This is a genomic window from Pseudomonas entomophila, assembly GCF_029193575.1.
GTDB classification, from domain to species: domain Bacteria; phylum Pseudomonadota; class Gammaproteobacteria; order Pseudomonadales; family Pseudomonadaceae; genus Aquipseudomonas; species Aquipseudomonas entomophila_G.
In genome coordinates this window covers 610,230-631,678 of sequence record NZ_JARGCS010000012.1, presented here as the reverse complement: position 1 = coordinate 631,678, position 21,449 = coordinate 610,230, and the positions used below count along the sequence as shown (strand labels likewise).

The following is a 21,449-nucleotide window of genomic DNA, read 5'->3' as shown; positions in this document are numbered from 1 at the left end:
GCTTATTCTCCTGCGTTCGATTGAATACCCGGGCCATCCGCCAGGAAGGCGTCTCGCAGCGCTGGGGGAATGGCCCGGGGTTTGAAAGTGTCGGCGCGCACGGCGGCCACCAGGAACTGCCCTTCGCAGAGCAGCGTTTCATCCTTTTCGCGCCAGACCTGCTGCACGAAGCGCAGGCTGGCACGGTTCAGCTCGAGCACCTGCGCAGTCACCCGCAGTTCGTCGTCCAACCGCGCCGGCGCGTGGTAGCGCGCCTCGCTGGAGTGGACCACGAACAGCAGATTGTCACCGGCCAGTTCCGCCTGGGAAAAGCCCAGGTGACGCAGACGTTCGGTGCGCGCACGCTCCATGAATTTCAGGTAATTGACGTAATAGACGACCCCACCCGCGTCGGTATCCTCGTAATAGACGCGACAGCGGTGTGCGAACGGTTCCAGCCGATTTTGCGCGCGCATACTCTAGTGCTTACTCCTCAGCTTGCCAATCCGCACCGGCAACTGTTTTTTCAGGGGAAATGTCGTATTGCCAGCCCTGTCGCAAAGTGCCAGCGCTAGGACCACGAAAACCCCGCTTCGATCTGTCATTCATCGTCCGGATCGGAAAATTCTCCGCCCTCGGCAAAACGCCCTGGAATGTTCAGGCCGAAATGCAGGTAGGCGTGCCGGGTTACCACACGCCCCCTCGGCGTGCGCATGATGTAGCCCTGCTGGATCAGGTAGGGCTCGAGCACGTCCTCGATGGTGTGCCGCTCTTCGCTGATCGCCGCGGCCAGGTTGTCGACCCCCACCGGGCCGCCGTCGAACTTCTCGATCATGGTCAGCAGCAGGCGTCGGTCGGAGTGGTCGAAGCCACGCTCGTCGACGTCCAGCAGGTTCAGCGCCTTGTCGGCGATCGCCTTGGTGATCTGCCCCTTGGCGCGCACCTCGGCGTAGTCGCGCACACGGCGCAACAGGCGATTGGCGATACGTGGGGTGCCGCGCGCGCGGCGGGCGATCTCGAAGGCACCCTGGTCTTCGATGACCAGGCCGAGGATGTTCGCCGAACGACTGACGATGGTGGCCAGGTCCTGGTTGCTGTAGAACTCCAGGCGCTGGACGATGCCGAAACGATCACGCAGCGGGTTGGTGAGCATGCCGGCGCGGGTGGTGGCGCCGACCAGGGTGAATGGCGGCAGGTCGAGCTTGATGGAACGGGCAGCCGGGCCTTCGCCGATCATGATGTCGAGCTGGAAGTCCTCCATCGCCGGGTAGAGCACCTCCTCGACCACTGGCGAGAGGCGGTGGATCTCGTCGATGAACAGCACATCGTGGGGCTCTAGGTTGGTCAGCATCGCGGCCAGGTCGCCAGGGCGCTCGAGGATCGGCCCCGAGGTGCTCTTGACCGAGACACCCATCTCGTGGGCGATGATGTTGGCCAGGGTGGTCTTGCCCAGGCCGGGCGGACCAAAGATCAGGGTGTGGTCGAGCGACTCGTTGCGCCCGCGGGCCGCCTGTATGAACAGCCCCATCTGATCGCGCACCACCGGCTGGCCGATGTACTCGTCCAGGCTCAATGGGCGAATGGCGCGGTCCTGGACCTCTTCGCGGTCCCGCCCGCTGGCGGCGATCAGTCGGTCGGCTTCGATCACTTGATCATTCCTTTGAGGCTACGGCGGATCAGTTCCTCACTGCTCAGGTTGGCCTTGCCCTCGATGGCCGAAACCGCCTTGCTGGCCTCCTGTGGCTTGTAGCCGAGCGAGATCAGGGCGCTGACGGCATCGGCCTCGGCACTCGAGTTGCTGGCCACCGGCAGCGGGCCATCGGAGACCAGGGTGAACATGGCTGGCGAGGTTTCCCACGCCTTGAAGCGGTCCTTGAGTTCGACCAGCAGACGCTCGGCGGTCTTCTTGCCGACGCCGGGCACGCGCACCAGCGCCGAAGCGTCCTGGGCCTGGACACAGCGCACCAACTCGTCGACCTCCAGGCCCGACATCAGCGCCAGGGCCAGCTTGGGGCCGACGCCGTTCAGCCGGATAAGCTCACGGAACAGCTCGCGTTCGCGCTTCTCGGCAAAGCCGTAGAGCAGGTGGGCGTCCTCGCGCACCACCAAGTGCGTGTGCAGGGTGACCGCTTCGCCGACCTTGGGCAGGCGGTACAGGGTGGTCATTGGCACCTCCAGCTCATAGCCCAGGCCATTGACGTCGATAATCAGGTGCGGCGGCTGTTTTTCCGCCAGGGTGCCGCGCAAACGTCCAATCACGTTCCGATCCTTCCTCTCGGGCACCGGCCAGAGACCGGACAACCCTATCAGCAAATGCAAGGGGTGAGCGTTTCACCCGGACAAAATGTGTATCAGGGCATGAAGCGGTTACAGACGCAAGCGCCCGCCGCGTCGCCGTGCCGTGGCCAGGCCATGGGGCACCAGGCTGGAGCGGGTATGGGCATGGCACAGGGCGATGGCCAGGGCATCGGAGGCGTCGACCTGCGGCTTCTGGGTCAGCTTGAGCAGGTGCATGACCATCAGCATCACCTGTTCCTTGTTGGCCCCGCCAGTGCCCGCCACCGCCTGCTTCACCTGGCTGGCGCTGTACTCGGCGATCTCCAGGCCCGCCTCGGCTGCGGCGACGATCGCCGCGCCACGCGCCTGGCCAAGCTTGAGCGCCGAGTCGGCGTTGCGCGCCATGAACACCCGCTCGATGCCCATGGTGACAGGGCCATGCAGGCGAATGATCTCGCTCACGCCGCGAAAAACCACCTGCAGGCGCTCGTGCAATTCACCACTGCCCGTGCGGATGCAGCCGGAAGCCACGTACTCGCAGCCACGGGCGGTCTGGCGGACCACACCGTAGCCGGTGATCCGCGAGCCGGGGTCGATACCAAGAATCAGCGTCATAAAGCCTGCGGTTCTTTACATTTTTCACCGGCCTCTTCGCGGGCAAGCCCGCCCCCACGAGCACCACGCGGCGCCTGTGGGAGCGGGCTTGCCCGCGAAGAGGCCCAGAAGGCCAAGGAAAAACCTTAGCCGAGTTTTTCCAGGATCTCGTCGGAAATCTGCGCGTTGGAATAGACGTTCTGCACGTCGTCCAGGTCCTCGAGCATGTCGATCAGCTTGAGCACCTTCTCCGCACCGTCCTGGTCGAGCTCGGCACTGGTGGTCGGCTGCATGACGATTTCCGCATCAGCGGCCTTGAAACCCGCCTCTTCCAGCGCATTACGCACGGCGTAGAAGCTATTGAACGACGTGAAGACGTCGAAGGAGCCATCATCGTTGGCCAGCACGTCGTCGGCATCCGCTTCCATTGCCGCCTCCATCAGCGCGTCCTCTTCGACGCCCGCAGCGAAGCTGAGCTGCCCCTTGCGCTCGAACAGGTAGGCCACGGAACCGTCGGTGCCGAGGTTGCCGCCACACTTGGTGAAGGCATGGCGCACGGCGGCGGCGGTGCGGTTACGGTTATCGGTCATGGCCTCGACCATGATCGCCACGCCACCCGGGCCGTAACCTTCGTAGGTCAGCTCCTCGACGTTGTCGCTTTCATTGGTGCCAGCGCCACGCGCCACGGCGCGGTCGATGATGTCGCGGCTCATGTTGGCGCCCAGGGCCTTGTCCAGGGCCAGGCGCAGACGCGGGTTGGAGGCTGGGTCAGGCCCGCCCTGCTTGGCGGCGACGGTCAGTTCGCGGATCCACTTGGTGAAGATCTTGCCTCTCTTGGCATCCTGGCGCTCTTTGCGGTGCTTGATGTTCGCCCACTTGGAATGACCTGCCATAACGACTCCAAATCCTTGAAACAAAAACAGGTTCCGCCCCGAAGGGCGGAACACGAGAAATGCTGCGCCGAAGCGCGTGGGCGCCCCGGCGAAAGGGCACCCGCAGGTCGCTTACTCGACCTTGGTCTGCTCGCGCAGACGGATGTGCAGCTCGCGCAGAGCCTTGGCATCCACCAGGCCTGGGGCCTGGGTCATGACACAGGCCGCGCTCTGGGTTTTCGGGAAGGCGATCACTTCACGGATCGACTGCGCGCCAGTCATCAGCATGACCAGACGGTCCAGGCCGAAGGCCAGGCCGCCGTGAGGCGGTGCACCGAACTTCAGCGCATCGAGCAGGAAGCCGAACTTCTCTTCCTGTTCCGCCGCCTCGATGCCCAGCAGACGGAACACCGCCTGTTGCATTTCCTTGCGGTGAATACGGATCGAACCACCACCCAGCTCAGTGCCGTTCAGGACCATGTCGTAGGCACGCGACAGCGCGGTGGCCGGGTTGGCCTCCAGCTCTTCAGGCGAGCACTTCGGCGCGGTGAACGGGTGGTGCAAGGCGGTGAAGCTGCCGTCTTCGTTCTCTTCGAACATCGGGAAGTCGACGACCCACATCGGCGCCCACTGGCAGGTCAGCAGGTCGAAGTCGTGGCCCAGGCGGATACGCAGCGCGCCCAGGGCCTCGCTGACCACCTTGAACTTGTCGGCACCGAAGAACACGATGTCGCCATCGACCGCGCCGACGCGATCGAGGATCACGTTGAGGTTGGCCTCGGGGATGTTCTTGACGATAGGCGACTGCAGGCCGTCGACGCCCTTGGCACGCTCGTTGACCTTGATGTAGGCCAGGCCCTTGGCGCCATAGATGCCGACGAACTTGGTGTACTCGTCGATCTTGCTGCGCGGCATGCTGGCGCCGCCCGGCAGGCGCAGCGCGGTGACGCGGCACTTCGGATCGTTGGCAGGGCCGGCGAAGACCTTGAAGTCGACATCCTTGAGTTGGTCGGCAACGTCGACCAGCTCCAGCGGGTTGCGCAGGTCCGGCTTGTCGGAACCGTAGCGGCGCATGGCCTCCTCAAAGGTCATGTGCGGGAACTCACCGAACTCCAGGTCCAGCACTTCCTTGAACAGCTTGCGGATCATGCCTTCGGTCAGGCCCATGATCTCGGATTCGTCGAGGAAGCTGGTCTCGATGTCGATCTGGGTGAATTCCGGCTGGCGGTCGGCACGCAGGTCTTCGTCGCGGAAGCACTTGGCGATCTGGTAGTAGCGGTCGAAGCCGGCGACCATCAGCAGTTGCTTGAACAGCTGCGGCGACTGCGGCAGGGCGAAGAAGCTGCCGGCATGGGTGCGGCTCGGTACCAGGTAGTCGCGCGCGCCTTCCGGGGTGGCACGGGTGAGGATCGGCGTCTCGACGTCGAGGAAGCCGTTCTCGTCGAGGAAGCGCCGAATGCTGCTGGTGATGCGCGAACGCAGGCGCAGCTTGTCGGCCATCTCCGGACGGCGCAGGTCGATGAAGCGATAGCGCAGACGGGTTTCTTCGCCCACGTCGGAATATTCATTCAACGGGAAGGGCGGCGTCTCGGCTTCGTTGAGCACGGTCAGCTGGTAACCCAGGATCTCGATGGCGCCGGACGCCATGTTCGGGTTCACCGCACCTTCCGGACGCTTGCGCACCTTGCCGGTGATCTGCACCACGTATTCGCTGCGCACGCGGTCGGCAGCGGCGAAGGTGTCGGCGCGATCCGGGTCGAACACGACCTGGGCCATGCCTTCGCGGTCACGGATGTCGAGGAAGATCACCCCGCCGTGGTCGCGGCGACGATGGACCCAGCCGCAAAGGGTGACTTCCTGGCCGTCCAGGCTCTCGTTCAGTTGGCCGCAATAATGGCTGCGCATCATGATGGTGGTTTCGCTTCTCGTGATTCGTGTATTCGGTGGAGGTCTTGGCCGCCCAAGGGGCTAATAGTGCAAGACCCGGTCGCTGCACTTCAACTCAGTCGGCCTTGTCGCCGCCTGCCAGGTTCTTCTTCGCCCCGGTCTTGAAATCGGTTTCGTACCAACCATTGCCGCTCAGGCGAAAGCCGGGTACCGACAGTTGTTTCTTCAGCGCCGGCGCCTGGCAGGCCGGGCAATCGGTCAAAGGCGCCGCGCTGATCTTCTGCAACGCCTCCAGGCGGTGGTCGCAGGCGGCGCATTGATAGTCATAAAGAGGCATGGGTGTCTCTCGCTCAACCCTGTCGCTGGCTGCCGGGGCAGCAAAAAGCGGGATTATATATGGTTAAGGAGAGCAGTGCAGCCCGCCCGGCGATCAGTGCGCGCTCGGCGGCTCGAGCAGCCAGGCGACACAGACCACGCGGATCAAACCACTGAAATTGCGCACGCCGCCCTGGCGCAGGTGCACCTCCCGATCAATATAGGAAAGCACCGCGCTCACCGAACAGCCATTGGCTTCGGCTATACGCTCGAGGATCTGCCAGTAAACAGCCTCCAGGCGCAGGCAGGTGGCGAAACCATTGAGCCGCACCGAACGTGAAACCGGCACGATACGCCGCATGTCGAAATCATTCCTGAATGGGTCCCTGCACTCCTTGACCGGCCAGCCACCGAACTTGCCTGCTTGCGCCATACGTCACCACCACTTCCTTTGTCATTGCACGAAAACCCTTCTGGGTCGGGCAATGAAGCGCCGTCACGGCGCCGGAAAGCAGCGACAAGGGTTTCCTTGTGCAAAGAAAAGCCCGGCGCCGGAAAACCGGGCCGGGCTGGCTTAGCGCTGGCGAGGTCACTTGCCGTCGAGCAATACCCGCAGCATCCACGCCGTCTTCTCGTGTACCTGCATGCGCTGGGTCAGCAGGTCGGCGGTCGGCTCGTCACTGACCTTGTCCACGACCGGGAAGATACTGCGCGCCGTGCGCACGACCGCCTCCTGGCCCTGAACCAACTGGCGAATCATCTCGTCCGCGGCCGGGACGCCTTCTTCTTCCTTGATGGAAGAATGCCGCGCATAGAAGGCATACGAACCCGGCGCGGGGAAGCCCAGGGCACGAATGCGCTCGGCGATCGAGTCGACGGCCAGGGCCAATTCGTTGTACTGCTCTTCGAACATCAGGTGCAGCGTGCGAAACGACGGGCCAGTGACGTTCCAGTGGAAGTTATGGGTTTTCAGGTACAGCACGTAAGTATCCGACAACAGGCGAGACAACCCGTCAACGATGGACTTGCGATCTTCTTCGCTGATACCGATATCGATTGCCATGAATCTCCCCTTTCCTTAAGGCTTGATGATCAAGCGGGCAAAAACACTCTATCAAGAGTTGCACCCCGCCGCATGCGACAGATGGCTGCGCATCAGTCGCACCGGCCTACGGTTTGAGAAGCCTGCGCCTTTGCGGTTAAATAGGCAGCGTGCCACCCGTGCGGACTTTTATTGCCGGGTGCATAGGCTGGCCAGTCACGTGATCGCGCCTTTTCCACACCTGCGCACCGTGCTGCCCGCTCTTCCTGTGATCGACTTATCCAACTGTGAGCCTAACCCAATGTTCAAGATCGTCCATCTGGTGACGGGCGTGGCGGCTTTGCTGCTGTCGCTCATCCCCAGCCTCAGAACCGACGCGACACCCTTTCTACAGCAACCCGAAGCTGTCTACCTTGGACTGCTTGGCCTGCTCAACCTGATCCTGGCCCCAGTCGTGCCGCACTACTACCAAGGTACTCGGCAACTGCTGCAACGCCTGGCGAGCACCCTGCTGGTAGTGGCGGTGATCCTGCAGACCATCACCCTGCTGGCCCGCCCGGAATTGGGCAATGCCCCTGCCCTGTTCTGCGCCGCACTGGCAGCCGCCCTGCACCTGGGCGCCAACCTTGCCCGCGGCAGCCGCAAACCACGCACCAACCCAGTACCGCTGCCGGATGGCGGCAAGCGCGATACTGGCACCGTGAAGTGGTTCAACACGTCCAAGGGCTTCGGCTTCATTTCCCGCGACTCCGGCGACGATATCTTCGTGCACTTCCGCGCCATCCGCGGTGAAGGCCACCGCGTGCTGGTCGAAGGCCAGCGCGTGGAGTTCTCGGTGATGCACCGCGACAAGGGCCTGCAGGCCGAGGACGTGGTCGCGGTCACCCGTCGCTGAGCGCACCCAACCCTGCCGCCCTCAATAATGAGGCGGCGGGGCCTCCTCCCCACCGGCCTCGTACTGGCCGACCATCTCTTCATAACGCTTGATCAGTTCGGCCATCTGCAATTGCAGGCGCTCGATCACCTGCCCCTGCTCCACCAGCACATCATTGAGCGCCTGGATGGTGTCGTCCTGGAACGCCTGACGGGTTTCCAGTTCGATGACGCGCGATTCCAACGACATACGCCTCACACCTCCTTGAATTCGTCGCCCAACAGCGCACGCAGGCGCTGGCGGATGGCCTCGACCTGCTCCGGCGCATACTCAACGGCTGGCGCCTTGCCCCACACCGGCGCCGGCCAGGCGGCATCGTCACGGCGACGCACGATCACGTGCATGTGCAGCTGGCTGACCACGTTGCCCAAGGTCGCCACGTTCATCTTGTCGGCGGCGAAGCCATCCTTGAGGGTTTCCGCCAGGTAGGTGGTCTCTTTCCAGAGCTGCTGCTGGTCGGCGGCATCCAGCTGGAACAACTCACTGACGTCCACACGTCGCGGCACCAGAATGAACCAGGGGTAATTGGCGTCCCTGCTCAGCAACAAACGGCATAGCGGGAAATCCCCCAGCACCAGGGAATCCTGCTGCAGACGCGAATCCAGGTCGAACACGACAAAACCTCCTCGAAACCCCAACCGACAACCACTGCCGGCACATTGACGCAGGATACCTCGCCGCGCGCCAGGCCTCGCACCCTTTTTGCCCCACACCTGATAGCGCAATGCCACACGCGGTAACACATCGCTACTTTTCGCACCAAAATGAGGCGACAAATGTCGACCAACCCACACCTGCCCGCAAAAAACTACTCAGGATGAACAGTGCGCGGTAACACATTGACTTTCAAGGCAGCTTTCCTTGACGCAACCCGCCCTGAAAACAGCCCGGCCATCAAGCGAGCAAAACCCAGCATTTGCGGTGCTTTGCAGGCCCTTCCAGAGCAAATGTGAAAAAATCATCAACGGTGATCGTTTTTGTGCACGCTTGTTGCATTCTTTTTACGCCAAGTCGGCACGACACCTGCAATGTCGGGTGGACGGAATGGATAACAACAGCGACAGGTTTACCAGGGAGTACCACACCGGCACATTTTCTTTACGGGCAGGTGACGGGCGTGGAAACAACGCTGAAGTACACGCCGCGAAAAAAGGGACGTGGTTTGCGACATGGATATAACCGGGAGCGACATGAGCATAAACTTTCCGAAAGGATGTTTTTTTCATATCGCCAACAACAGTCAGGTGATATACATTTTCGCCGACATAAAAAGAAAGTGCTGCCCCGATAACTAGAAAACCTGGGCGCAGCGGTACTCTTCCTAAAACCAAAGGAGCAAATCACGATGCGCGTGATGAAGTGGAGCATGATCGCCCTGGCCGTTGCGGCAGGGACCTCGCAGTTCGCCGTAGCCTCTTCGCAAGATGAATCCAAGGGCTTTGTCGAAGACAGCAAACTGAGCGTCAAAACCCGGATGCTGTATTTCAGCCGTGACTTCCGTAACTCGCCGGCCGACAGCAAGAGCCGCACCGAAGAAACCGGCCTGGGCTTCCACGGCGCCTTCGAGTCTGGCTTCACCCAAGGCACCGTCGGCGTTGGTGTGGATGCCATCGGCTTGCTGGGTGTGAAACTGGACAGCGGCAAAGGTCGCGCGGGCAGCGGCCTGTTCCCGACCGGCAGTGACGGTCGCTCCCAGGACGATTACTCCGAGGCTCATGGCGCAGTCAAGATGCGCATCTCGGACACCACCCTCAAGTACGGCGGCCAGTACACCGCTCTGCCGGTCTTCGCTACCGACGACAGCCGTCTGTTGCCAGAAGTTGCCGAAGGTTTCCTGCTGACCAGCAAGGAAGTCAAAGGCCTGGAGCTCAACGCCGGTCACTTCACCCGTCTCAATGCCCAAGCCCAGACCTACAAGGACAGCGTTCTCGGCAAGAACCGTAATACTGGGGTCAAGACCCCAGGCCTGACCGAAGCCAATGTGTTCGGCGGTACTTACGCAATCACCGACGGCCTGAGCACCAGCCTGTACTATTCGCGCGTGGAAGATCACTTCCGCAAGTACTACGGCAACCTCAACTGGGCAGTGCCGCTGAGCGACAAGCAAGGCCTGGTGTTCGACTTCAACATCTATGACACCAAGTCCATCGGTGACAACCGCACCGGCGCCTACGTTGCCAAAGCTGACGGCAGCAACAAGCTCGACAACGTCGCAGCCAGCCTTTCGGCCGCTTACAACATTGGTGCACACACCTTCACCCTGGCCTACCAGAAAGTCAGCGGCGATGGCGACTACGCCTACGGAATCGACGGCGGCGGCAGCATCTTCCTGGCCAACTCCATCGCGCGTTCGGACTTCAACGCCGAAGACGAGAAATCCTGGCAGGCTCGCTACGACCTGAACTTCGCTGAATACGGCATCCCGGGCCTGAGCTTCATGACCCGTTATGCGCGTGGTACCGGTGCGCAAACCAGCTCCACCGACAACGGCAAAGAGTGGGAACGCGACATCGATGTCAAGTACGTCCTGCAGAGCGGCCCGGCCAAGGACCTGAGCTTGCGCGTCCGTCAGGCCACCTACCGCTCCAGCGATGGCGTCTACTACGATTCCAACTCCATCGACGAACTGCGCCTGATCGTCGAGTACCCGCTGAGCATCCTGTAAGCCCTGGCTTGCACTGCCCCGCATCTGAAGAAGCCCGGCACTCGCCGGGCTTTTTCTTGGCTGACAAGTGCCGCGCCCTGGGGCATTCTGTACGCTTTCGTTTCGCCCCCGTACAATGCGGGGTCATTTCAAACATTCAGGCAATCGACACGGCTCCCCATGCGCACCAGTCAATATTTGCTCGCCACCCAGAAAGAAACCCCTGCCGACGCGGTGGTCATCAGCCACCAGCTCATGCTGCGCGCCGGCATGATCCGCAAGCTGGCCTCCGGCCTGTACACCTGGCTGCCGATGGGCCTGCGGGTGATGCGCAAGGTCGAGAACGTGGTGCGCGAGGAAATGAACGCCGCCGGCGCCCTGGAAGTGCTGATGCCGAGCATCCAGCCCGCCGAGCTGTGGCAGGAATCCGGCCGCTGGGAGCAGTACGGCCCCGAGCTGCTGCGTCTGAAGGACCGCCACGATCGTGACTTCTGCGTCGGCCCGACCCACGAGGAGGTCATCACCGACCTCGCGCGCAACGAGCTGTCCAGCTATAAACAGCTGCCGCTGAACATGTACCAGATCCAGACCAAGTTCCGTGACGAGATCCGTCCGCGCTTCGGCCTGATGCGCGGCCGCGAGTTCATCATGAAGGACGCCTACTCCTTCCATGCCGACCAGGCTTCCCTGCAGGAAACCTACGACCGCATGCACCAGGCGTACTCCAACGTCTTCACCCGCCTGGGCCTGGACTTCCGTCCAGTGCAGGCCGATACCGGCTCGATCGGCGGCAGCTACTCCCACGAATTCCACGTCCTGGCCTCGTCCGGCGAAGACGACGTGATCTTCAGCGACAGCTCCGACTACGCGGCCAACATCGAGAAAGCCGAAGCCATCCCGCGCGAAACCGTGCGCCCAGCGCCCGCCGAAGAGCTGCGCCTGGTCGACACCCCGGACGCCAAGACCATCGCGCAACTGGTCGAAAACCACGGCCTGGCGATCGAAAAGACCGTCAAGACCCTGATCGTGCGCGGCGCCGAGGAAGGCAAGCTGATCGCCCTGATCGTCCGCGGCGACCATGAGCTGAACGAAATCAAGGCCACCAAGCTGGAGCAGGTCGCCGACCCGCTGGTCATGGCCACCGACGCCGAGCTGCGCGCCGCCATCGGCGCTGGCGCAGGCTCGCTGGGCCCATTGAACCTGCCGCTGGAAATCGTCATCGACCGCTCCGTGGCCCTGATGAGCGACTTCGGCATCGGCGCCAACATCGACGACAAGCACTACTTCGGCGTCAACTGGGAACGTGACCTGCCCGTCCCACAAGTAGCCGACCTGCGCAACGTGGTCGCTGGCGACCCGAGCCCGGACGGCCAGGGCACCCTGGTGATCAAGCGCGGCATCGAAGTGGGCCACATCTTCCAGCTCGGCACCAAGTACAGCGAGGCGCTCAAGTGCCAGGTACTGGGCGAGAACGGCAAGCCGGTCACCCTGTCGATGGGCTGCTACGGCATCGGCGTGTCCCGCGTGGTCGCCGCCGCCATCGAGCAGAGCCACGACGACAAGGGCATCATCTGGAACGACGCCCTGGCGCCCTTCCACATCGCCCTGGTGCCACTGCGCTACGAAACCGAGGCCGTGCGTGAAGCGACCGACAAGCTGTACGCGGAACTGACCGCCGCCGGCTTCGAGGTGCTGCTGGATGACCGCGACAAGAAGACTAGCCCCGGCATCAAGTTCGCCGACATGGAGCTGATCGGTATTCCGCACCGCATCGTGGTCAGCGACCGCTCGCTGGCCGAAGGCAACCTTGAATACAAGCACCGCACCGAGCAGGAAGCCCAGGCGCTGCCACTGAATGAAGTGCTGACCTTCCTGCAAGCCCGCGTCCGCCGCTGATAGCCCAATGCACGAGTGATCATGTCCAAGCGAAGTACCTTTACCCTGGGGGGCGCCGCGCTCTGCGGCGCCCTGCTCGTCAGCGGTTGCGCCAACCAGATGTCCCAGCGCAGCGAGCATGAGGAGCGCGTCGAGCGCAAACTGCTCGAGCACAGCCTGCAAATCGACGTCGGCGAGCCCAAGGTCATGGAGCTTCCGCAACGGCGCGTGCGCATCCACGAGCAGAAGCGCTTCGAAGTCACCGAGTTCGAGGTCACCCGCCGCTACGACCGCTACACGCCCTACCAACCGTGGCGGGAGATCTACGAGATCCCGCTGGGCGCGGTGGCGGTGGTGGCCGGGATCGGCGCCAACGTGGTCAATGTGTTCGCCCTGGGCAACCTGCCGCAAAGCGTCACGCACGACTGGCTGAACTACGGCGTCGCCGGGCTCAACCCGTTCATGAACGTGCAGTCCAACGGTCGCGCACAGCAGAACCTGGCAGGTATCAGCGAGGTGCAGAAGGGCAAGCGCGAAGAGGCCACCAGCGTGCCTTGGAGCGAGCGCCTGGTGGAGGTCAAGGCCGGCAAGAAGACCCACGAGCTGACCACCGACCGCAACGGCGTGCTGCGCCTGAACCTGCTCGACAGCCCGTTCTCGGAGCAGAACCTCAACCACATCGGCACCCTGCACCTTCTGGTGGCCGACGAGGACAACGGCGTACGCGGCGATGCGAGCCTGCTGGTCAGCGGCAGCCTGCGCAACAAGTTGCTGGAAGCCCACGAACTGATCTTCGATGACCTTGAGGACGATGATGTCGGCCAATGGGTGCACCGGGTCAAGCGCCTGTCTGAGCTGGGCCTGGAAGAGGAAGCCAGCGAGCTGGAGCAGAGCCTGATCGAGCTGACCCGCAACGATCCGGAGCTGCAGCAGGAATTTCTCAAGGCGCTGACCAAGGATACCGGCCGCTTGGTGGCCGACCCGGGCGTGCATTGATCCGTAAACAGTAGCGGCCTCATCGCGGGGCGAGCCCGCTCCCACAGCTACACCAGCGCCCACGAGGGTTGCGGTGTGCCGGTGGAGGCGAGCTCGCCCCACGATGAGGCCGCTGCCGTTCACCGAGGCGGAAACAACTCCAGTTGCTCATGCGCCCCGCGCAGATCCCGCAGCCGCACCCCTACCCCCAACAACCGCACCGGCTTGCCACCCCGGGCAAACGCCTGGCTGAGCAACTGCCGGTAACTGTCCAAGTCCCGCCCCGCCCCCGCCTGCTCCAGCGTGGTCTGGCTGAAATCGTGGAACTTGACCTTCACGAAGGGCTTGTCCGGCCGGTAGCTGCTGTCCATGCGCGCGATGCGCTCGTTCAGGCTGCGCAGCAGGTCGGGGATCTTTTCCAGGCAACTGGCCAGATCCGGCAGGTCGTTGTCATAAGTGTTCTCCACACTCACCGACTGGCGCCGGCTGTCGTTCTGCACCACCCGATCGTCAATGCCCCGCGCCAGCCCCCACAGCCGCTCACCGAAGCTGCCGAACTCACGCACCAGGGCCAGCCGTGACCATTCACGCAGCGCCAGGCAGGTATCGACCCCCAGGCGCGACAATTTATCCGCCGTGACCTTGCCTACCCCATGCAACCGCGCCACCGGCAAGGCGGCGACGAAATCCTCCACATGGTCCGGGGTGACCACGAACAGGCCGTCGGGCTTGCGCCAGTCACTGGCGATCTTGGCCAGGAACTTGTTCGGGGCGACCCCTGCCGACACGGTGATGCGCAAGGTCTGCACGACCCGCCGACGAATGTCTTCGGCGATACGCGTGGCGCTGCCGCCGAACCACTGGCTATCGCTGACGTCCAGGTAGGCCTCATCCAACGACAGCGGCTCGATCAGCTCGGTGTAGTCACGCAAGATCGCGTGGATCTCCCGCGAGGCTTCGCGGTACGCCTCGAAGCGCGGCTTGACGATCAGCAGGTCCGGGCACAACTTCAGCGCATGCCGGGATGACATCGCCGAATGCACACCGTAGGCGCGCGCCTCATAGTTGCACGTGGCGATCACACCGCGATGCTCGGGTGAGCCGCCCACCGCCATCGGTCGCCCGGCCAGGCGCGGGTCGTCACGCATCTCGATCGCGGCATAAAAGCAATCGCAGTCGATGTGGATGATCTTGCGCTGAGACATGGATGACAGCCGATACTGTAAATTCATACAGATATTACAACATCACTGGCGATGGGAAAGCCCAGGCGCTGTCACGGCGATGACCGGGGTGCCAATTGAGCCACACCCGCGCCGTTGCTGGGCCGCCGGCCGAATGGGAACGCTAAGCTTTTGAACAAAAAAGGATTTTTTTGAGAAAGCGCTTGACATGGTGGCGCTTTTCCGTAGAATTCGGTTCCACAGGCGCGGGATGGAGCAGCCTGGTAGCTCGTCGGGCTCATAACCCGAAGGTCGTCGGTTCAAATCCGGCTCCCGCAACCAAATCAAGAAAAAGGCCACTGCTTGCGCAGTGGCCTTTTTCGTTGCGCCCAGAAAAAATCTGAAAAAATCAACACTTAACGCTTGACACCCCGCCGCGAATCCGTAGAATGCGCACCACTGACGCGGGATGGAGCAGCCTGGTAGCTCGTCGGGCTCATAACCCGAAGGTCGTCGGTTCAAATCCGGCTCCCGCAACCATATCGTCAGAACAAGCCCCGCCTGTCCCAGGACAGCGCGGGGCTTGTTGCATCTGCACCACGCAATACGCTGGCCTTCCTGGCCCGCCCGCGCCCATGCGCCGCCACTCGATGAACTAACTTTAACTATCCTGAAACAGATAAAACGACTCCTTACGGAGTAATATCCGGATACGTTTTTCAAAGGGACTTTCACTTGGCCGCACCTCTTCTTCACCTCGGGCTGCCTGCACGGGGTTACCCATGACTGCCTCCTCCTCTCCAGAACCCCAGGCCTCCCTCACCGCCGCACTGCCCACAGCCGCGCAGCGTCTGCCCTGGTTGGAGCGCCTGAGCAAGTACCGGCAACCGATCGGCCTGGCGGTGACCCTGTTGCTGTTCGCGATGGCATTGATCGCCTGTCGCCACCTGCTCAGCGAATTGGATATCTATGCCCTGCACGACGCCATGCTCAGCGTGCCGGCCCACGCCTTGCTCGGCGCACTGCTGGCCAGCGTTGCAGGCTTCGTGATCCTGCTGGGCTACGAGTGGTCGGCCTGCCGCTACGCCAACGTCAAGCTGCCGACGCGCACCCTGCTGCTAGGCGGCTTCAGCGCCTTCGCCATCGGCAACGCGATTGGCCTGTCGATGCTCTCCGGCGGCTCGGTACGCTACCGCCTGTATGCACGCCAAGGCCTGGGCGCCGCCGAAGTGGCGCGAATGACCGTGTTCGCCAGCCTGTCCCTTGGCTGCGCGCTACCACCGCTGGCCGCGCTGGCCACCCTCAGTGACCTGACCTCGGCCTCCACCGCGCTGCGCATGTCGCCAACGCTGCTCGGCAGCCTTGCCGTCGGCGTGCTGTTGGCCACTGCGGTGCTGGTGATCGGCCTCTACCGCCGGCGTGCAGCCGAGCAGCCCTTGGCCGACAACCTGCTGGTGCAGGTCGGCCGCCGCGCCCTGCGTTTGCCGGGCGCGCGCCTGGCGGCCCTGCAGCTGCTGATTACCGCGCTGGACGTCGCCGCCGCCGCCACCGTGCTCTACTTGCTGCTGCCCCAAGCCCCGCCGTTCGGCGCCTTCGTGCTGGTGTACCTGCTGGCCTTGGCTGCCGGCGTGCTCAGCCACGTGCCGGGCGGCGTCGGGGTGTTCGAGGCGATCCTGCTGGCCGCCTTCGCCAATGAGCTGGGGGCCGCGCCGCTGGCCGCCGCCCTGCTGCTGTACCGCCTGATCTACGTGGTGCTGCCGCTGCTGGTGGCCTGCGTGCTGCTGCTGGCCAACGAAGCCCGGCGCTTGCTGTTCGCCCAACAGGCGATCAAGGCCGCCTCGGGGCTGGCCGCCCCGGTGCTGGCGATCCTGGTCTTCCTCTCCGGCGTGGTGCTGTTGTTCTCCGGCGTTACCCCGGAAATCGACAGCCGCCTGGAGCACATGGGCTTTCTCATCCCGCACCGACTGATCGACGCCTCGCACTTCGGTGCCAGCCTGATCGGCGTGCTCTGCCTATTGCTGGCCCAGGGCCTGCGCCGACGCCTGTCGGCCGCCTGGCTGCTGACCATCGTGCTGCTGCTGACCGGCGCCCTGCTGTCGCTGCTCAAGGGCTTCGACTGGGAAGAGGCGTCGATGATGATCTTCACCACCGCCCTGCTTGCCTTGTTCCGTCGCTCGTTCTATCGCCCCAGCCGCCTGCTCGAGCTGCCATTCTCGCCGATCTACCTGGTGGCCAGTGCTTGCGTGGTCGGCGCCTCGGTGTGGCTGTTGCTGTTCGCCTACCAGGACGTGCCCTACAGCCACCAGCTGTGGTGGCAATTCACCCTCGATGCCGACGCGCCACGCGGCCTGCGAGGCGCCCTGGGTAGCGCGATACTGCTGGTGATCGTCGCCCTGACCTGGCTGCTGCGCACCGCGCGCCCGGTGATCCACCTGCCAACCGACGATGAGCTGCAGCGTGCCAACCACATCCTGCTGGCCTCCGACCAGCCCGACGGCGGCCTGGCCCTGACCGGCGACAAGGCGCTGCTGTTCCACCCCAACGACAATGCCTTCCTGATGTATGCCCGCCGCGGCCGCAGCCTGGTGGCGCTGTACGACCCGATCGGCCCGGCCCAGGAACGCGCCGAGATGATCTGGCAGTTCCGCGACCTGTGCGACCTGCACCACGCTCGGCCGGTGTTCTACCAGGTGCGCGCCGAGAACCTGCCCTTCTACATGGACATCGGCCTCACCGCGATCAAGCTGGGTGAAGAGGCGCGGGTCGACCTGCGTCGCTTCGACCTCGAGGCCAAGGGCAAAGAGATGAAGGACCTGCGCTACACCTGGAACCGCGGTGGCCGCGATGGGCTGACCCTGGAAGTCCACGAACCCGGCCAAGCCCCACTGGCCGAGCTGCGGGAGATCTCCGACGCCTGGCTCACCGGCAAGAACGTACGCGAGAAAGGCTTCTCGCTGGGCCGCTTCAGCCCCGAGTACCTGCGTCACTTCCGCATTGCCTTGATCCGCTTCCAAGGCCGCCCGGTGGCCTTCGCCAACCTGCTGGAAACCCACAGCAACGAGTTGGCCAGCCTCGACCTGATGCGCGCGCACCCCGAGGCGCCGAAGCTGACCATGGAATTCATGATGATCGGCCTGATCCTGCACTACAAAAGCCACGACTACGCCCGTTTCAGCCTGGGCATGGTCCCACTTTCCGGCCTGCAGCCGCGGCGTGGCGCCCCCCTGACCCAGCGTCTGGGTTCGATGGTGTTCCAGCGCGGCGAGCAGCTTTACAACTTCCAGGGCCTGCGGCGCTTCAAGGACAAGTTCCAGCCGGACTGGGAACCTCGTTACATGGCCGTGCCGGCCGGGCTCGACCCGCTGGTGGCACTGGCTGACACCGCCGCCCTGATCGCTGGCGGCCTGACTGGACTGGTGAAACGCTGATGATCCGACGCTATTGGCTGTATGTCCTGATCCCCTTGCTGCTGGCCCTGTTGGCCGGCGCCGCGGCCTTCTGGCTGTGGACCCGCCCGGCGCCCGAGGCGCGGGTAGAGCACCTGACCCTGAACGACGGCAGCGCCCTCACCCGCGTGACCCCTGGCGTGCGCCCCAAGGCCCTGGTGGCCATCGGCGTGCCCCACAACCAGGCACTGACCGACAAGCAGCTACTGGACCTGAGCCAGGCCGGCGAGGCCCAACTGGTGCAGGTGGTGCTGCCCACCGGCGAGTGCAGCAAGCAACAGCAGGCGCTGAACGACGCCATGACCCAGTTGGCCGGCAAGCCGACTTTGGTGGCTGGCATCGGCCCAGGCGCGAGCGAGGCATGGCGCTGGCTGGCCGGGCAGAGCGACGACAAGGCGCGGGCGATTTCCGTCGATTTCAATCTCGAACAACCCGCCTGCCAGGCCGCCCTGCCCAAGACCGCCGCCCATGGCCGCTGGAACGTGGCCTGGAACGACAACCCGGACGACGCCAGCGCCGCCTTCGTGCGTGACCAGGCCAACGCCGAGACCAGCATCGCCGACTACGACATCCACCTGCCGCAAGTGCTCAAGGCTCAGTTGACCCAGGCCCTGGTGGGCCGCGACGGCAACGCCCTGGCGATCCCGGTAGTGGAAGTGCCCGCCGGGCAGACCACCGACACCGTCACCCTGTTCCTCTCCGGCGACGGTGGCTGGCGCGACCTGGACCGCGATGTGGCCGGCGAGATGGCCAAGCTCGGCTACCCGGTGGTGGGCATCGACACCCTGCGCTACTACTGGCAGCACAAGACGCCGGAACAGAGCGCCGTCGACCTGTCCGAGCTGATGCAGCACTACCGGCAGAAATGGGGCACCAAGCGCTTCGTGCTGACCGGCTACTCGTTCGGTGCCGACGTGCTGCCTGCGATCTACAACCGCCTCTCGGCCGATGACCAGAAACGCATCGACGCAGTGATCCTGCTGGCCTTTGCCCGCAGCGGCAGCTTCGAGATCGAGGTGGAGGGTTGGTTGGGCAAGGAAGGCCAGGAGGCACCGACCGGGCCGGAGATGGCCAAGCTGCCGGCGTCCAAGGTGGTGTGCATCTACGGCGTGGAAGAAACCGACGAAAGCGGCTGCACCGACAAGACCGCCGTGGGCGAGCGCCTGAAGCTGCCGGGTGGCCACCATTTCGACGAGAACTACCCGTCGCTGGCCAAGCGCTTGATCGGCGAGATCGAGACCCGCCAGGGCAAGGCCAACGTCGCCGAGCAGTAAGTTCAGGAGGGGGCCGCTCCAAGGGGACTTCGCTGTGCCTGCAGGAGCGGGCTTGCCCAGCGATGGGCCGCACAGCGGCCCCTTTTTAACCCTCAGATCTCGACCTGGGTCCCCAGCTCGATCACCCGGTTCAATGGCAGGTTGAAGAAGCGCAGATTACCGTTGGCATTCTTCAGCAGGAAGGCGAACAGGTTGCCCCGCCATCGCGACATCCCCTCCAGGCGCGAGGCAATCACCGTCTCGCGGCTGAGGAAATAGGTGGTGCGCATCGGGCTGAAATCCAGCGCGTCCAGGTGGCACAGCCTCAAGGCCGCCGGCACGTCCGGCTCGTCCATGAAGCCAAAGTGCAGCAAAACGCGGAAGAACCCGTCGCCATAGGCCTCCACCTCGAAGCGCTCATGCTCCGGCACCCGTGGTCGGTCTTCGCTGACCACCGTCAGCAGCACCACCTGACTGTGCAGCACCTGGTTATGCAGCATGTTGTGCAACAGCGCATGGGGCACGGCATCCGGCCGGGCGGTGAGAAACACCGCGGTACCCTCGACCCGGTGCGGCGGCTGCACGCGGATGCTGCTGATGAACACCGGCAGCGGCAACGCGCCTTCGTCGATGCGCTCCACCAGGATCTGTTTGCCGCGCTTCCAGGTGCTCATCAGCACGAACAACACGATCCCCGCCAACACCGGGAAGGCACCGCCCTGGACGATCTTCGGCACGTTGGCGGCGAAGAACAGCCCGTCGACGAACAGGAAGCCCACCAGCAAGGGCACCGCCAGCACCGGCGGCCACTTCCACAGCAGCAGCATCACCACCGCCACCAGGAGGGTGGTCATCAGCATGGTGCCGGTCACCGCGACACCATAGGCTGCTGCCAGGGCACCGGACGATTCGAAACCGATCACCAGTAGCACCACGCCGACCATCAGCGTCCAATTCACCGCGCCGATGTAGATCTGCCCCTGCTCGTCGCTGGAGGTGTGCTGGATCTGCATGCGTGGCACGTAGCCCAGCTGGATGGCCTGGCGGGTCAAGGAGAACGCCCCGGAGATCACCGCCTGGGACGCGATCACCGTGGCCATCGTGGCCAGCCCCACCAGCGGCAGCAACGCCCAGCCCGGGGCCAGCAGGTAGAACGGGTTGCGCGCGGCTTGCGGGTCTTGCAGCAGGATAGCCCCCTGGCCGAAGTAGTTCAGCACCAACGCCGGCAGCACCAGGGCGAACCAGGCGCGGGCGATGGGTTTGCGACCGAAGTGGCCCATGTCGGCGTACAGCGCCTCGGCACCCGTCAGCGCCAACACCACCGCACCGAGGATGGCCACACCCATGCCGGGGTGAACGATGAAGAAATTCACCGCCCAGCCTGGGTTGAAGGCCTTGAGCACTTCCGGGCTCTGCGTGATGCCGTGCACACCCAGGGCGGCCAGCACCAGGAACCAAGCGACCATGATCGGGCCGAATGCCTTGCCGATCTTGTCGGTGCCGTGCTTCTGCACCAGGAACAGCGCCACCAACACCACCAGCGAGATCGGCACGACCCAGTGGTCGATGCCCTCGAACGCCAGGCCCATGCCCTCCACCGCCGACAACACCGACACCGCCGGGGTGATCATGCTGTCACCGTAGAACAGCGAGGCCCCCACCAACCCGCAGCCGACCATCAGCATGCGCAGCCGCGGGTGTTGCGCCGTGGCCCGCCGTGCCAAGGCGGTAAGCGCCATGGTGCCGCCCTCGCCCTGGTTGTCGGCGCGCAGGATGAACATCACGTACTTGAACGACACCACCCACAGCAGCGACCAGAGAATCAGCGACAGGATACCCAGCACCCCGTCGTGGTTGACCTGCACGCCGTAACCACCACCAAACACCTCTTTGAGGGTATACAACGGGCTGGTGCCGATATCGCCGTACACCACCCCCACGGCCGCCACCAGCAGGCTCAGCGGGCGCGACGCCCCCTGCTTGCCCGCGTGCCCGCCTTCGGCGTGACTGCTTGCCTGAACCATCGACCACTCCCGCAGACGGCCTCCAAGGCCCGATAGAATTCACCCTTGCGCCCAGGCCTGAGCAACGCCGGGCGCAACGGCGCGAAGCATAGCGCAGCGTTCGTCGCTTTTCTGCTGGTCAAGCGACCTCGTGCTCGCTAGAATTGCGCACTTTTTGATCAGAGGCGCC

The 21,449-nt window shown here is 63.8% G+C and carries 20 protein-coding genes and 2 tRNA genes; 9 read left to right on the top strand and 13 right to left on the bottom strand.

Annotated features, from left to right (window positions below; translation table 11 throughout):
- Window positions 1–2 precede the first annotated feature (2 nt).
- From ybgC to P0Y43_RS07635, 9 genes are all read right to left on the bottom strand, one after another.
- Window positions 3–455, bottom strand: a complete 453-nt coding sequence (gene ybgC / locus P0Y43_RS07675; protein WP_275636692.1) for a tol-pal system-associated acyl-CoA thioesterase — start codon at window positions 453–455, stop codon at window positions 3–5.
- Window positions 456–580: 125 nt separating this feature from the next.
- Window positions 581–1,627 carry a Holliday junction branch migration DNA helicase RuvB gene (gene ruvB / locus P0Y43_RS07670; RefSeq protein WP_275636691.1) on the bottom strand — a complete coding sequence of 349 codons (1,047 nt, stop codon included), beginning with the start codon at window positions 1,625–1,627 and terminating at the stop codon, window positions 581–583.
- The gene (ruvA, locus tag P0Y43_RS07665; protein WP_275636690.1) at window positions 1,624–2,238 is read right to left on the bottom strand and encodes a Holliday junction branch migration protein RuvA; all 615 of its coding nucleotides are present in this window, start codon (window positions 2,236–2,238) and stop codon (window positions 1,624–1,626) included. Before ruvA ends, ruvB begins: the two co-directional genes overlap by 4 nt.
- 108 nt (window positions 2,239–2,346) lie before the next feature.
- On the bottom strand, window positions 2,347–2,871 hold the full coding sequence (ruvC, locus tag P0Y43_RS07660; RefSeq protein ID WP_275636689.1) for a crossover junction endodeoxyribonuclease RuvC: 525 nt from the start codon (window positions 2,869–2,871) through the stop codon (window positions 2,347–2,349).
- Between the two features lie 125 nt (window positions 2,872–2,996).
- Window positions 2,997–3,743, bottom strand: a complete 747-nt coding sequence (locus tag P0Y43_RS07655) for a YebC/PmpR family DNA-binding transcriptional regulator (RefSeq protein ID WP_275636688.1) — start codon at window positions 3,741–3,743, stop codon at window positions 2,997–2,999.
- Between the two features lie 111 nt (window positions 3,744–3,854).
- Window positions 3,855–5,630 (bottom strand): aspartate--tRNA ligase, encoded by a 1,776-nt coding sequence (gene aspS / locus P0Y43_RS07650; RefSeq protein ID WP_275636687.1) that lies wholly within the window; start codon window positions 5,628–5,630, stop codon window positions 3,855–3,857.
- Window positions 5,631–5,724: 94 nt separating this feature from the next.
- Window positions 5,725–5,946, bottom strand: coding sequence for an FmdB family zinc ribbon protein (locus P0Y43_RS07645; RefSeq protein WP_275636686.1), 222 nt, complete (start codon window positions 5,944–5,946; stop codon window positions 5,725–5,727).
- A 93-nt stretch (window positions 5,947–6,039) separates the two neighbouring features.
- On the bottom strand, window positions 6,040–6,357 hold the full coding sequence (locus P0Y43_RS07640; RefSeq protein WP_275636685.1) for a ribbon-helix-helix domain-containing protein: 318 nt from the start codon (window positions 6,355–6,357) through the stop codon (window positions 6,040–6,042).
- A 156-nt stretch (window positions 6,358–6,513) separates the two neighbouring features.
- Window positions 6,514–6,987: a Dps family protein gene (locus P0Y43_RS07635; protein ID WP_275636684.1), complete on the bottom strand. Its 474-nt coding sequence runs from the start codon at window positions 6,985–6,987 to the stop codon at window positions 6,514–6,516.
- Window positions 6,988–7,267: 280 nt separating this feature from the next.
- Here P0Y43_RS07635 and P0Y43_RS07630 point away from each other — a divergent pair, with 280 nt between their 5' ends.
- Window positions 7,268–7,861 (top strand): cold shock domain-containing protein, encoded by a 594-nt coding sequence (locus P0Y43_RS07630; protein WP_275636683.1) that lies wholly within the window; start codon window positions 7,268–7,270, stop codon window positions 7,859–7,861.
- 21 nt (window positions 7,862–7,882) lie between these two features.
- On the opposite strand, the gene P0Y43_RS07625 is transcribed toward P0Y43_RS07630, so the two are convergent.
- A complete protein-coding gene (locus P0Y43_RS07625; RefSeq protein ID WP_275636682.1) occupies window positions 7,883–8,089 on the bottom strand; it encodes a SlyX family protein in 207 nt (68 codons plus the stop codon).
- Window positions 8,090–8,094: 5 nt separating this feature from the next.
- Complete coding sequence (locus P0Y43_RS07620; protein WP_275636681.1) at window positions 8,095–8,514, bottom strand: HIT family protein; 420 nt, start codon at window positions 8,512–8,514, stop codon at window positions 8,095–8,097.
- Between the two features lie 247 nt (window positions 8,515–8,761).
- Here P0Y43_RS07620 and P0Y43_RS07615 point away from each other — a divergent pair, with 247 nt between their 5' ends.
- The 4 genes from P0Y43_RS07615 (at window position 8,762) to P0Y43_RS07600 (ending at window position 13,415) form a co-directional block, all read left to right on the top strand.
- Window positions 8,762–9,079, top strand: a complete 318-nt coding sequence (locus tag P0Y43_RS07615) for a hypothetical protein (RefSeq protein WP_275636680.1) — start codon at window positions 8,762–8,764, stop codon at window positions 9,077–9,079.
- Between the two features lie 166 nt (window positions 9,080–9,245).
- The gene (locus P0Y43_RS07610) at window positions 9,246–10,565 is read left to right on the top strand and encodes an OprD family porin (protein ID WP_275636679.1); all 1,320 of its coding nucleotides are present in this window, start codon (window positions 9,246–9,248) and stop codon (window positions 10,563–10,565) included.
- Window positions 10,566–10,724: 159 nt separating this feature from the next.
- Window positions 10,725–12,440: a proline--tRNA ligase gene (locus P0Y43_RS07605; protein ID WP_275636678.1), complete on the top strand. Its 1,716-nt coding sequence runs from the start codon at window positions 10,725–10,727 to the stop codon at window positions 12,438–12,440.
- A 21-nt stretch (window positions 12,441–12,461) separates the two neighbouring features.
- Entirely contained in the window at window positions 12,462–13,415 is a 954-nt protein-coding gene (locus tag P0Y43_RS07600; RefSeq protein ID WP_275636677.1) for a hypothetical protein, read from the top strand.
- 119 nt (window positions 13,416–13,534) lie between these two features.
- Here the strand turns inward: P0Y43_RS07600 and dinB are convergent, their stop codons facing one another.
- Window positions 13,535–14,599, bottom strand: a complete 1,065-nt coding sequence (dinB, locus tag P0Y43_RS07595) for a DNA polymerase IV (protein ID WP_275636676.1) — start codon at window positions 14,597–14,599, stop codon at window positions 13,535–13,537.
- Window positions 14,600–14,822: 223 nt separating this feature from the next.
- On the opposite strand from dinB, the gene P0Y43_RS07590 reads away from it, so the two are divergent.
- The 4 genes from P0Y43_RS07590 (at window position 14,823) to P0Y43_RS07575 (ending at window position 19,277) form a co-directional block, all read left to right on the top strand.
- Window positions 14,823–14,899 (top strand) — tRNA-Met (locus P0Y43_RS07590).
- A gap of 121 nt (window positions 14,900–15,020) precedes the next feature.
- Window positions 15,021–15,097 (top strand) — tRNA-Met (locus P0Y43_RS07585).
- A 242-nt stretch (window positions 15,098–15,339) separates the two neighbouring features.
- Complete coding sequence (gene mprF, locus P0Y43_RS07580) at window positions 15,340–17,985, top strand: bifunctional lysylphosphatidylglycerol flippase/synthetase MprF (protein ID WP_275636675.1); 2,646 nt, start codon at window positions 15,340–15,342, stop codon at window positions 17,983–17,985.
- Window positions 17,985–19,277, top strand: a complete 1,293-nt coding sequence (locus P0Y43_RS07575) for a virulence factor family protein (protein ID WP_275636674.1) — start codon at window positions 17,985–17,987, stop codon at window positions 19,275–19,277. The genes mprF and P0Y43_RS07575 overlap by 1 nt, the downstream gene beginning before the upstream one ends.
- Window positions 19,278–19,369: 92 nt before the next feature.
- Here P0Y43_RS07575 and P0Y43_RS07570 read toward each other — a convergent pair whose 3' ends face one another.
- Window positions 19,370–21,280 (bottom strand): potassium transporter Kup, encoded by a 1,911-nt coding sequence (locus P0Y43_RS07570; RefSeq protein ID WP_275636673.1) that lies wholly within the window; start codon window positions 21,278–21,280, stop codon window positions 19,370–19,372.
- Window positions 21,281–21,449 lie beyond the last annotated feature (169 nt).